General features: G+C 68.4%; 12 protein-coding genes. 5 read left to right on the forward strand and 7 right to left on the reverse strand.

Going from position 1 to position 12,186, the window contains the following annotated elements:
• The first annotated feature begins 366 nt into the window (after positions 1–366).
• Positions 367–1,296 (forward strand): ornithine carbamoyltransferase, encoded by a 930-nt coding sequence (gene argF, locus GD429_RS31025; RefSeq protein WP_034178853.1) that lies wholly within the window; start codon positions 367–369, stop codon positions 1,294–1,296.
• A 92-nt stretch (positions 1,297–1,388) separates the two neighbouring features.
• Here the strand turns inward: argF and murB are convergent, their stop codons facing one another.
• On the reverse strand, positions 1,389–2,438 hold the full coding sequence (gene murB / locus GD429_RS31030; RefSeq protein WP_152862812.1) for a UDP-N-acetylmuramate dehydrogenase: 1,050 nt from the start codon (positions 2,436–2,438) through the stop codon (positions 1,389–1,391).
• A 137-nt stretch (positions 2,439–2,575) separates the two neighbouring features.
• Here murB and GD429_RS31035 point away from each other — a divergent pair, with 137 nt between their 5' ends.
• A complete protein-coding gene (locus tag GD429_RS31035; RefSeq protein WP_006482217.1) occupies positions 2,576–3,061 on the forward strand; it encodes a YajQ family cyclic di-GMP-binding protein in 486 nt (161 codons plus the stop codon).
• 77 nt (positions 3,062–3,138) lie between these two features.
• Here the strand turns inward: GD429_RS31035 and plsY are convergent, their stop codons facing one another.
• Entirely contained in the window at positions 3,139–3,777 is a 639-nt protein-coding gene (gene plsY / locus GD429_RS31040; RefSeq protein WP_152862814.1) for a glycerol-3-phosphate 1-O-acyltransferase PlsY, read from the reverse strand.
• Between the two features lie 116 nt (positions 3,778–3,893).
• On the reverse strand, positions 3,894–4,385 hold the full coding sequence (gene ybaK / locus GD429_RS31045) for a Cys-tRNA(Pro) deacylase (RefSeq protein ID WP_152862816.1): 492 nt from the start codon (positions 4,383–4,385) through the stop codon (positions 3,894–3,896).
• Positions 4,386–4,625: 240 nt separating this feature from the next.
• On the opposite strand from ybaK, the gene GD429_RS31050 reads away from it, so the two are divergent.
• On the forward strand, positions 4,626–6,188 hold the full coding sequence (locus GD429_RS31050) for a class I adenylate-forming enzyme family protein (RefSeq protein WP_152862817.1): 1,563 nt from the start codon (positions 4,626–4,628) through the stop codon (positions 6,186–6,188).
• Positions 6,189–6,245: 57 nt separating this feature from the next.
• Here GD429_RS31050 and xerD read toward each other — a convergent pair whose 3' ends face one another.
• The 3 genes from xerD to queG form a co-directional block, all read right to left on the reverse strand.
• On the reverse strand, positions 6,246–7,196 hold the full coding sequence (gene xerD, locus GD429_RS31055) for a site-specific tyrosine recombinase XerD (RefSeq protein ID WP_152862819.1): 951 nt from the start codon (positions 7,194–7,196) through the stop codon (positions 6,246–6,248).
• A complete protein-coding gene (locus GD429_RS31060; RefSeq protein ID WP_152862822.1) occupies positions 7,196–7,663 on the reverse strand; it encodes a methylated-DNA--[protein]-cysteine S-methyltransferase in 468 nt (155 codons plus the stop codon). Before GD429_RS31060 ends, xerD begins: the two co-directional genes overlap by 1 nt.
• Before the next feature lie 64 nt (positions 7,664–7,727).
• A complete protein-coding gene (gene queG / locus GD429_RS31065) occupies positions 7,728–8,963 on the reverse strand; it encodes a tRNA epoxyqueuosine(34) reductase QueG (RefSeq protein WP_152862824.1) in 1,236 nt (411 codons plus the stop codon).
• Positions 8,964–8,980: 17 nt separating this feature from the next.
• On the opposite strand from queG, the gene tsaE reads away from it, so the two are divergent.
• Positions 8,981–9,532, forward strand: a complete 552-nt coding sequence (tsaE, locus tag GD429_RS31070) for a tRNA (adenosine(37)-N6)-threonylcarbamoyltransferase complex ATPase subunit type 1 TsaE (protein ID WP_096471608.1) — start codon at positions 8,981–8,983, stop codon at positions 9,530–9,532.
• Positions 9,514–11,040 (forward strand): N-acetylmuramoyl-L-alanine amidase, encoded by a 1,527-nt coding sequence (locus tag GD429_RS31075; protein WP_152862826.1) that lies wholly within the window; start codon positions 9,514–9,516, stop codon positions 11,038–11,040. The genes tsaE and GD429_RS31075 overlap by 19 nt, the downstream gene beginning before the upstream one ends.
• A 54-nt stretch (positions 11,041–11,094) precedes the next feature.
• Here the strand turns inward: GD429_RS31075 and GD429_RS31080 are convergent, their stop codons facing one another.
• Complete coding sequence (locus tag GD429_RS31080; RefSeq protein ID WP_193727241.1) at positions 11,095–11,973, reverse strand: EamA family transporter; 879 nt, start codon at positions 11,971–11,973, stop codon at positions 11,095–11,097.
• Positions 11,974–12,186 lie beyond the last annotated feature (213 nt).

The raw sequence follows: 12,186 nt of genomic DNA on the forward strand, positions 1-12,186 counted from the left end.
GGATACGCGAACACAAAGCTGGAATGGACGGCGGCACAAGCATTCCGATATCCCGAAAACTGGACGTCGATGCGCGCTGCCGGTGTGCCGCACCGGATTTGTGCAGCGCACAGCTTGTGTCCGGCAGAGCGCGAAGAGGCTTGCCTGCCGGGCTGGAGAAAACTTTTGGATTATACCGCAGCGCGCCATCGCGCGTCGTCCCGACGCCCCCTTCCCGTACCGCCGGCCGCGCGCCGCGATCGTGCCCCGCTTCTCTTCGCGGCTCGTCAAAGCACAGAAAATCCTTTATGCTGCTTTGAGTTATCCACACCCGACGGCGGCGCCGTCCGGCCTCGCTGCCGGGTGAAACCCGCCGTATTTCGCTTCATGACCGCCAAAACCATTCGTCACTACCTGCAGTTCAAGGATTTCTCGCTGGAAGACTACGAGTACGTGCTCGAACGCACGGGTATCCTGAAGCGCAAGTTCAAGAACTACGAGACCTATCACCCGCTGCACGACCGCACGCTCGCGATGATCTTCGAGAAGAGCTCGACGCGCACGCGCCTGTCGTTCGAGGCCGGGATCTTCCAGCTCGGCGGCCACGCCGTCTTCATGAGCACGCGCGACACGCAGCTCGGCCGCGGCGAGCCCGTCGAGGATTCCGCGCAGGTCATCTCGCGGATGGTCGACATCATCATGATCCGCACGTTCGAGCAGGAGGTCATCCAGCGCTTCGCGGAAAACTCCCGCGTGCCGGTGATCAACGGCCTGACCAACGAATACCACCCGTGCCAGGTGCTCGCCGACATCTTCACGTACTACGAACACCGCGGCCCGATCGCCGGCAAGACCGTCGCGTGGGTCGGCGATGCGAACAACATGCTCTACACGTGGATCGAAGCCGCGCAGATCCTCGGCTTCAAGCTGCGCCTGTCGACGCCGCCCGGCTATGCGCTCGACATGAAGCTCGTGTCGCCCGACAGCGCGCCGTTCTACGAGGTGTTCGACGATCCGAACGAAGCGTGCAAGGGCGCCGATCTCGTGACGACCGACGTATGGACGAGCATGGGTTTCGAAGCCGAGAACGAAGCACGGATGAAGGCGTTCGCCGACTGGTGCGTCGACGAGGAAATGATGGGCCACGCGAACCCGGACGCGCTGTTCATGCACTGCCTGCCCGCGCACCGCGGCGAGGAAGTGACGGCCGGCGTGATCGACGGCCCGCAGAGCGTCGTGTGGGACGAGGCGGAAAACCGCCTGCACGTGCAGAAGGCGCTGATGGAGTTCCTGCTGCTCGGCCGCCTCAAGCACTGACGCGCCGCCGGAATCCGGCAGCAGACGCAAGAAGCGCCGATCGACGATCGGCGCTTTTTGTTTGGGTACGTGAAAACCGGCGCGGACCCGCGTTACAGGCAGACCGGCTCGGCCTCGAGCTCGACGCCGAATTGCTCGCGCACGTCGGCCTGAATCGCCCGTGCAAGCGCGAGCACGTCGGCGCCTGTCGCGCCGCCGCGATTGACGAGCACGAGCGCCTGGCGGTCATGCACGGCCGCCGCGCCCAGCGCGCGCCCCTTCCAGCCGCAGCGGTCGATCAGCCAGCCGGCCGCGAGCTTCACCTGCCCGTCCGGCTGCGGATACGACACGACATCGGGCGCGCGGGTGCGCAGCGCATCGAACTGCGCGGCGTCGATCACCGGATTCTTAAAGAAACTGCCCGCGTTGCCGAGAACGAGCGGATCGGGCAGCTTCGCGCGGCGGATCGCGACGACCGCATCGAACACGTCGCGCGGCGTCGCCGCATCGGGCGCGATGCCGCGCGCGTCGAGCTCGCGCGTGACGTCCGCGTAGCCGAGCCGCGGCGTCCATTGCCTGGGCAGCCGGAACGTCACCGACACGATCGCGAACCGGCCGCGCCCTTCCCGCTTGAAGAAGCTGTCGCGATAGCCGAACGCGCAACGCGCGGCGTCGAAGCGCTCGCGGCGCCCCGTCGATAGCTCGACGGCGACCAGCGAGTCGAAATACACCTTCATCTCGAGGCCGTACGCGCCGATGTTCTGGATCGGCGCGGCGCCTACGGTGCCCGGGATCAGCGCGAGATTCTCGAGGCCCGGCATCCCGTGCTCGAGCGTCCATGCGACGAAGCCGTGCCAGTTCTCGCCGCCGCCGGCCTCGACGTACCACGCGTCGTCGTCCTCGCTCACGACGCGGCGGCCCGCGATCTCGTCGAGCAGCACGACGCCGTCGAAATCGCGCGTGAACACGACATTGCTGCCGCCGCCGAGCACGAGCTGCGGCAGGTTCGCGACGCGCGGGTCGCGATGCAGCGCCTCGAACTGCGACGCATGCGTGACGCGCGCGGCGAAGCGCGCGCGCGCGTCGATGCCGAACGTGTTGTGCACGGTGAGCGGATGGTCGGGAAGCAGCGACAGGGCGGAATCGTCAGGAGGCATCGGCATTCGCGGTCACGCCGGCCCTGGGCGGCGAATGGCCGGCCTTGGGCAAACGGAGGGGCATCGGTAAAATGGCAAACAGTCCGCAATTATAGCGAGTGCCCGCGCGCGAGCCGGGTGCCCGCATCTCAAGGGAGAATGCCATGCCATCGTTCGACGTCGTTTCCGAAGCGAACATGATCGAAGTGAAGAACGCCATCGAGCAGTCGAACAAGGAAATTTCGACGCGCTTCGACTTCAAGGGCTCCGACGCACGCGTCGAGCAGAAGGAACGCGAGCTGACGCTGTTCGCCGACGACGATTTCAAGCTCGGCCAGGTCAAGGACGTGCTGATCGGCAAGCTGGCCAAGCGCAACGTCGACGTGCGCTTCCTCGACTACGGCAAGGTCGAGAAGATCGGCGGCGACAAGGTCAAGCAGATCGTCACCGTGAAGAAAGGCGTGACGGGCGATCTCGCGAAGAAGATCGTACGGCTCGTGAAGGACAGCAAGATCAAGGTGCAGGCGAGCATCCAGGGCGACGCGGTGCGCATATCGGGCACGAAGCGCGACGACCTGCAGAGCACGATCGCGATGCTGCGCAAGGACGTGACCGACACGCCGCTCGACTTCAACAACTTCCGCGACTGATCGCCGGTCGATCCGTCCCGTCATTCCGCCGGGCCCCGCACACGCGGCGCGCCCGGCGCGCGGCAAGCGCCGCTTCCTCAGGCTTTCCCGCCGTCCTGCGCGCCGCCGTCCGCGGCCGCCTTCTTCTTGTCGCCGATCCGGCTCTCCTGCCCTGCGAGCAGCTTCGAAATGTTGCCGCGGTGACGCCACACGAGCAGCACGCTCATCGCGAGCACGGCCCATGCGACCGGGTTGTGGCTCGTGCCGAACAGGAATACGTCGAACACCGGCGCGAACACCGCCGCCACCAGCGCCGCGAGCGACGAATAGCGGAAGAAGAACGCGACGATCAGCCAGGTCAGCGCGGTCGCGAGCCCGAGCACCGGGTGCACGGCGAGCAGCACGCCGGCCGCGGTCGCGACGCCCTTGCCGCCCTGGAAGCGGAAGAACACCGGATACAGGTGGCCGAGGAACACGGCAATCGCGACCCATGCGACCGCGACGTCGGGCAAGCCGAAGCGCCGTGCGAGCCACACGGCGATCCAGCCCTTGAATGCGTCGCCGACGAGCGTCAGGATCGCGGCTTTCTTGTTGCCGCTGCGCAGCACGTTGGTCGCGCCGGGATTCTTCGACCCGTACGAACGCGGGTCGGCCAGGCCCATCGTGGCGCTGACGACGACGGCGAACGACACCGAACCGATCAGGTAGGCAACGAGGGCGGCGAGCAGGATCTGCATGCGGGGAACTCTTCTTTCAACATATCGGTAAAGGGACGGCCGTGCGCGGCAAGCCGGCAAGCCGAAACGGCGCCCATTCTACCGAACGAGCGCGGCCTGCCACGAAGGTGAAACCCTCAGTCGACGCTCGCGCACTGCACGGACTGCGCGCCGAGCAGCGACGTGAGCACCGCCGGCGCGAGGCTGACGAGGTAGCCGCGACGGCCGCCGTTCAGGTAGATCGTCGGCAATTCGAGGATGGTCGCCTCGACGTAGACGGGCATCGTCTTGCGCGTACCGAACGGCGACGTGCCGCCGACGAGATAACCCGAGTGGCGGTTGGCGACCTCGGGCTTGCACGGCTCGACGCGCTTCGCGCCGATCTGCCGCGCGAGGTTCTTCGTCGACACGGTGCGGTCGCCGTGCATCAGCACGATCAGCGGCTTCGCGTGTTCGTCCTCCATCACGAGCGTCTTCACGACGCTGTGCTCGTCGACGCCGAGCTGGCGCGCCGATTCGCCGGTCCCGCCGTGCTCGACGTATTCGTACGGATGCTCGCCGAACGCGACGCCGTGGCGGCGCAATAGCTGGGTCGCGGGGGTTTCGGACACGTGTCTGGATTTGCTCATGGCGGCATTCTAATGGCGAACGACCAGCAGGCGCGCGATGGCGTGGCCGCGCCGGCGGTATACTCGCGGCCCGTTTTCCGCCGGGCGGCCCGCGGCGTCGCCGTGGCGATTCCGCCCATCATCATTGCGAACATCGCGAAACGCTATTGCCCGATTGGCCGATTGTGGCGCGTGCGCCGTCATGGCACGATCGTTCGCAAACATCGTCACGCCGCCGCCCGCCCCTTTTCTGGAGACGCCATGCCCTCGCCCATCCGCTCTTCCGAGTCGCTCGACGTCGATGCGCTGCTCGCCGCGCTGCCTAACCGCATCGCCGACGTGCCCGCGCGCTGGGCCGCGCGGGCACCCGCGCATCCGGCGCTGATCGAGGACGCGCGCCGCCTGTCGTACGGCGACTTGTCGCAGGCCGTCGATGCGGCGGCCGCGCGGCTCGCGAGCCTCGGCGTGCAAGGCGGCGACCGCGTGATGATCGTCGCGGAAAACTGCGTCGCGCAGATCGTGCTGCTGTTCGCGGTCGCCCGCGTCGACGCGTGGGCGCTCGTGTCGAACGCGCGGCTGTCGGCCGGCGAACTCGATGCGATCGCCGCGCACGCGCGTCCGAAGCTGATCGCGTTCGCGAGGGACGCGTCGCCCGATGCACGTGCCCACGCGGCGCGGCTCGGCGCGGCACCCGCCGGCGCGCTGCCGATCGACATCGGCGCGTGGTCGTATCGCGTCGATGCGAGCGCGCCTGCCGAACCGGTGGCCGCCGACGGTGCCGCGCAATGCGCGGCGCTGATCTACACGACCGGCACGACCGGCGCGCCGAAAGGCGTGATGCTGTCGCACCGCAACCTGCTGTTCATCGCGGCGACTTCGAGCACGCTGCGCCGCGTGTCGCCGGACGACGTCGTCTACACGGTGCTGCCTGTGTCGCACGTGTACGGGCTCGCGTCGGTCTGCCTCGGCAGCCTGTACGCAGGCGCGACGCTGCGGCTCGCACCGCGCTTTGCGCCGGAGGCCGTGCGCATCGCGCTCGCCGACGAAGGCGTCACGATCTTCCAGGGCGTGCCCGCGATGCACGCGAAACTGCTCGAACACCTGCACACGCACGGACACGCATGGCACGCGCCGCGCCTGCGCTTCGCGTATTCGGGCGGCTCGCCGCTCGACGCGAACCTGAAGGCGCGCGTCGAGCGCATGTACGGCGTGCCGCTGCACAACGGCTACGGGATGACCGAAAGCAGCCCGACGATCACGCAGACGCCGCTCGACGCGCCGCGTGCCGACAGCTCGGTCGGCGTGCCGATTCCGGGTGTCGACATGCGGATCGTCGCGCCGGACGGCACCGACGTGCCGCAAGGCGAAGTCGGCGAGATTCGCGTGCGCGGGCCGAACGTGATGCTCGGCTACTACCGCAACGCGGACGCCACGCGCGCGGCCGTGTCGCCGGACGGCTGGCTGAGCACCGGCGATCTCGCGCGGCAGGAAGCCGACGGCGCGGTGACGATCGCGGGCCGCAGCAAGGAACTGATCATCCGGTCCGGCTTCAACGTGTATCCGGTCGAAGTCGAACAGGTGCTGAATGCGCATCCGGACGTCGTGCAGGCGGCCGTCATCGGCCGCGCGGTCGAAGGCAACGAGGAAGTGCTCGCGTTCGTCGAACTGGTGCCGGGTGCGGCGGCGGACGAAGCGGCGTTGCACGCGTGGTGCGCGGAGCGGTTGGCGCCTTACAAACGCCCTGCCCACATCCGCGTGCTCGACGCCTTGCCGGCCGCATCGACCGGCAAGGTGCTGAAGCACAAGCTGCGCGAGCTGGCCTGACGCCGGCCGGCGCGCGCAGCGAGGAACGCACCGTGCCGGATTCGCGCGCCCCGAACGCTAGCCGCGCGGATGGTGCTGCGCGTGCAGCGTCTTCAGCCGCTCGCGCGCGACGTGCGTATAGATCTGCGTGGTCGAGATGTCGCTGTGGCCGAGCAGCAGTTGCACGACGCGCAGGTCGGCGCCGTGGTTCAGCAGGTGCGTCGCGAACGCATGCCGCAGCGTGTGCGGCGACAGGTGCGCGCGCACGTCGGCCTGCTGCGCGTGGCGCTTGATGATGTTCCAGAACTGCTGGCGCGTCATCCCGTCGCCGCGCGCGGTCACGAACAGCGCGTCGGCCGCGCGCGCGCCGAGCAGCGCCGGCCGCGCATTGCGCAGATAGCGCTCGATCCAGCCGTGCGCGACTTCGCCGAACGGCACGAGCCGCTCCTTCGAGCCCTTGCCCATCACGCGCACGACGCCCTCGTTGAGGCCGACCTCGACGGTCTTCAGCGTCACGAGCTCGCTCACGCGCAGCCCGCTTGCATACATCAGCTCGAGCATCGTGCGATCGCGCAGGCCGAGCGGCGTGCCGATGTCGGGCGCACCGAGCAGCGCCTCGACCTGCGCCTCGGACAGCGTCGACGGGAACCGGGCCGCCTGTTTCGCGGACGTGATTCGCAGCGTCGGGTCCGCGCTCGCGCGATGCTCGCGCACGGCCCAGCCGTAATAGCGACGGAATACGGACAACCGTCGGTTCGACGACGTCGCCTTGCCGTCGCTGCGTGCGGCAATGTAGCCCGTCACCATCGCCTCGTCGGCCGAATCGAGCGGCGCGTCGTGCGTCGCGGCCAGCCATTGGGAAAACAGCACCAGATCGCGCCTGTATGCGTCGAGCGTGTTGCGCGCGAGCCCGTGCTCGAGCCACAGCGCATCGCAGAACACGTCGATCGACGCGCGGCTCGCGAGCAGCGCGGGCGATGCCGCGGCGGCATCGCCGTCCGCTTCGGTGGAAATCAATGGTTCGCTCATCAGTACGGCACGCCCTCGTGCGCCAGCAGCCAGCGCTTCACCTTCTGGTAATAACCGTTGTCGTCGTGGTTCGCAAAGCCGCCGAGGCCGCCCGCCGCGACGACGCGATGGCACGGGATCACGAGCGGAAAATAGTTCGCGCCGCACGCCTGGCCGACCGCGCGCGGCGCGCTGCCGATCCGCTGCGCAACCTGGCCGTAGGTCAGCACCGTGCCGGGCGGGATATCGCTGATCACGTCCCACACGCGATGCTGGAACGCGCTGCCGACTTCGGCGAGCGGCAGGTCGAAGCGCGCCGACGCACGCTCGAAATAACGTTCGATCTGCTGGACCGCGCGCTTCGCGAGCGGCGAATCCGGATCGACCGACTTCACCGATTCGGGCAGATAGACGATCTCGCGCACCACCGCGGCGTCCGTGCGGATGCCGACCTTGCCGAACGGCGCGTCGATGACTGCATTGAACATTGCCCTCTCCTGAGCGATGGATGTGCGCGGCACCGCCGCGCGCCGACGACACTTTACGCCGCCTTCACGCGGCGCGCAGCGCCCATTCGACATGCTCGCGCACGACCGGCGACGGATCGTCGGCCCGCGCGCGCAACGCGGCGACGATCGCGTCGCGCGCCTGCGGCGCAAGCCGGTCCGCGCCCGCGCGCAGCGCATTGCCGAGCCCGACCGCGAGATTGCGCAGCCAGCTTTCGTAGCCGATGCGCCGGATCGCGCTGCCCTGCATCCGCGTATCGAACGTTTCCGCGTCCCACCCGAACAGCTCGACGAGCGTCGCGCGGTCGAGGCCGTGCCGCACGTCGAAATCGGCCACGGGCGCGGCCTGCGCGAACTTGTTCCACGGGCACACGAGCTGGCAGTCGTCGCAGCCGTACACGCGATTGCCGATCATCGGCCGCAGCGGCTCGGGGATGCTGCCTTTCAGTTCGATCGTCAGGTACGAGATACAGCGGCGCGCATCGACGCGGTACGGCTCGACGATCGCGCCGGTCGGGCACGCGTCGATGCAGCGCGTGCAACTGCCGCAGTGCGCGCCGGGCGTCTCGGGCGCGGTATCGGGCGACGTGTGCGCGTCGGTCGGCAGCGGAATATCGACGTAGATCTCGCCGAGGAAGAACAGTGAGCCCGCATCGCGCTGCAGCAGCAGCGTGTGCTTGCCGCGCCAGCCGACGCCGGCCTTCTGCGCGAGCTCGACCTCGAGCACGGGCGCCGAATCGGTGAACACGCGGTAGCCGAACGTGCCGATCTCACGCTCGATGCGCTCCGCGAGCGTCTGCAGCCGGTTGCGCAGCACCTTGTGATAGTCGCGGCCGCGCGCATAGATCGATACGACGGCCGCCTGCGGATCGTCGAGCCGCGCCCGTTCGCGTGCGCGCCAGTCGTGCGGCGCGAGCGCGCCGGGCACATCGCCGGGCGCGCCGGCGGCGAGCGTTTCGGCCGGCAGGTAGGCGAGCCGCACGGAAATCACGCGTCGCGTACCGGCCACAAGTTCGGCCGGCCGCGCGCGTTTCGTCCCATGTTTCGCCATATAATCCATTTCGCCGTGGTATCCGGCTTCCAGCCAGGCGGCGAGGCCTGCTTCGGCATCCGAGAGATCGGTATCGCTGATTCCGATCGCCCCGAAACCCAATTCGCGCCCCCACGCCCTGATGCGAGCGGCGAGCGCAGTCAAGGCCGCATCGTCGAGCGCGCACGGCGCCGCGCCTTCGGCTTGAGTCGAAGGCCTGTCGGATGCGGCGAGTTCCGGTAATCGGTTCATCGCACTATTTTACGAGAATGCCAGCCACGTCCCATACGCCTCATGCCGCCACGCTGCCTGCCCCGTTCGCGGAGCGCGTGATCGCGCTCGCCGACGAAGCGGCGACCGAGGCCTTCGGCACCCGCTTCGCGCACGCGCTCGACGCGGCGCGCCTCGATCTCGCCCGCGCGCACGCGTTCGACGGGCTGCAGATCCAGCTGGTCGGCGATCTCGGCGCCGGCAAGACGAGCCTCGTGCGCGCGATCCTGCGCGGCCTCGGCCACCAGGGACGCGTGCGCAGCCCGACCTATACGCTCGTCGAGCCGTACGCGCTCGAACGCAGCGATGGGGAACTTGAGGTCTATCACTTCGATCTGTATCGATTCAACGATCCGGCCGAATGGTCCGACGCGGGCTTTCGCGAATATTTCAATTCCAGCGCGATCTGCCTCGTCGAATGGCCGCAACAGGCGGGCGCGCTGCTCGGCGTGCCCGATCTGGTTTTCTCGCTCGACGTGGACGGCGACGGCCGCGCCCTCACCGTCCGGGCGTACAGCGCTTCAGGAAAGGCATGTCTCGAAAGATGTTGATCAAACCGTTCCGCTCGATCGAATCGGCGGCCACCGCGACGCACAACTGGCGGCGCCGCCAGATCCTGCGCGCGGGTGCGTCGACGCTGGTGCTCGGTCTCGTCGCGCCGCGGCTCGCGCACGCGTCGTCGGTGCTCGGCGTGCGCGTGTGGCCCGCGCGCGATTACACGCGCGTCACGATCGAATCCGACCAGCCGCTGCAGAATAGCCAACAACTGCTGCAGGGTCCCGACCGTCTCGTCGTCGACCTGAACGGCCTCGATCTCGACCAGGCGCTGCGCGACCTCGTGTCGAAGATCGCGCCGAACGATCCGCAGATCCAGTCGGTGCGCGTCGGCCAGTATCAGCCGCACGTCGTGCGGATGGTGTTCGACCTGAAAGGCTCGGTGAAGCCGCAGGTGTTCACGCTGCCGCCGGTCGGCACCTACAAGTACCGGCTCGTGTTCGACCTGTATCCGGCCGTCGCGCCCGATCCGCTGACCGACCTGATCGCGCAGACGGAACGCAAGGAACAGGCGCTCAACGACACGGCGCGCGCGCAGCAGATGCAGCCGCCGAGCGCGCTGAACGGGCCGGCGACGCCGCCCGTCGCGGGCAACGACAACAGCGACGCGTTCTTCCAGCGCTTCGCGCAGAACACGCCGGCCACGCCGCACACGCCGCCGGCTGCCGGCACGCCTGCGACGCCCGCGAAGCCGGCCGTCAAGCCGCCGCCCGTCATCGCGCGCCGCGACGACAGCGACGACGACGGCGACACCTACAAGTTCACCGCGCCGAAATCCGGCAAGGGCGGCACCGTGCGCCTGCTGACGGTCGCGATCGATCCGGGCCACGGCGGCGAGGATCCGGGTGCGATCGGCGGCGGCGGTACGTACGAGAAGCACATCGCGCTCGACATTGCGAAGAAGCTGCGCGCGAAGATCGACGGCGCGCCGAACATGCGCGCGATGATGACGCGCGACGCCGATTTCTTCGTGCCGCTGAACGTGCGCGTGCAAAAGGCGCGCCGCGTGGGCGCCGATCTCTTCGTGTCGATCCACGCGGACGCGTTCACGACGCCGTCCGCGCGCGGCTCGTCGGTGTTCGCGTTGTCCGATCACGGCGCGTCGAGCGCCGCGGCGCGCTGGCTCGCGAACAAGGAAAACTCGTCGGACCTGATCGGCGGCATCAACATCAAGACGCAGGACGCGGCCGTGAGCCGCGCGCTGTTCGACATGTCGACGACCGCGCAGATCCGCGATTCGATGCGCTACGGCAACTACGTGCTGAAGGAAGTCGGCGGCATCAACAAGCTGCACAAGGGCTCGGTCGAACAGGCCGGGTTCGCGGTGCTGAAGGCGCCCGACATTCCGTCAATCCTCGTCGAGACCGCGTTCATCAGCAACCCGGACGAAGAGCGCAGGCTCAACGACGAGAGCTATCGCGACGAGATGGCCGACGCGATCTTCCGCGGCATCAAGCGTTATTTCGCCGCGAATCCGCCGCTCGCGAAGAACCGGATGGCCTGACGGCCGTACCCGGCCACCCCGCCCCGCCGCCGGCACGCAGCGCGTGCCGGCGCGTCACGACGCCGCGAAGCGGCGCATCAGTTTCTCGCCGAACACGTTCACCGCGAGCCCGCCCATCACGAGCGCCGCGCCGAGCAGTTGCGCGCGCGTCAGGTGCTCGTCGAGCAGCAGCGCCGACGACGCGAGCCCGACGATCGGCACCAGCAGCGAGAACTGCGCGACCTGCGCGGCCGGGTAGCGCGACAGCAGGCGGCTCCACAGCCCGTAGCCGAGCAGCGTCGCGACGAACGCGAGATAGACGACCGCGAAGATCGACGCGCCGTTCAGCCCGGCGAGCGCGGTCGCGATCCGCTGCGGCCCTTCGAACCACAGCGACAGCAGGAAGAACGGCACGGGCGGCACGAGGCTCGCCCACACGACGAGCGACACGAGATTCGCTTTCCCGACCTTCTTCGTGACGATGTTGCCGAACGCCCACATCGCGGCCGAGCAGATCGTCAGCAGGAAACCCGCGAGCGTCATCGCGCGGCCGCCCTGCGCCGCGATCACGACGAGCCCGCCCGCGGCGATCGCGAGCCCGACCAGGTTCTGCACGCGCAGCTGCTCGCCGAGGAACAGCATCGCGAACACCAGCGTGAAGAACGCCTGCGACTGCAGCACGAGCGACGCAAGGCCGGCCGGCATGCCGACGTACATGCCGGTGAACAGGAACACGAACTGGCCGAGCTGGATCGTCGCGCCGTACAGCACCAGCAGGCGCCACGGAATCTGCGGCCGGCGCACGAAGAACACCGCGGGCACGGCCGCGAGCGTGAAGCGCAGCGCGCCGAGCAGCATCGGCGGCATCCCGTGCAGGCCGACCTTGATCACGACGAAGTTCACGCCCCACGCCAGGATCACGACCAGCGCGAGCAGCAAGTCCTTCGGGGCCATCATCGGCGTCTCCTCGATTGTCGAATCGTTGTGCAAAGTACCCCAACCCTGTCACTTCGCGCCAGGCCCCCCCGAGGGGACTTCCTTCGGGGCGGAAAACTTGGGGCGGCCCGGCGTTTTCCTGAGAAGCGCGTCAGTCTACCGGGTTTCGCCGCGCGGCCCGATACCCGCGCGGCGCGCATGGAATCGTCGGCGGGCGGCTATTACAATGAC

The organism is Burkholderia sp. BE17 (assembly GCF_009362305.1).
GTDB classification, from domain to species: domain Bacteria; phylum Pseudomonadota; class Gammaproteobacteria; order Burkholderiales; family Burkholderiaceae; genus Burkholderia; species Burkholderia pyrrocinia_C.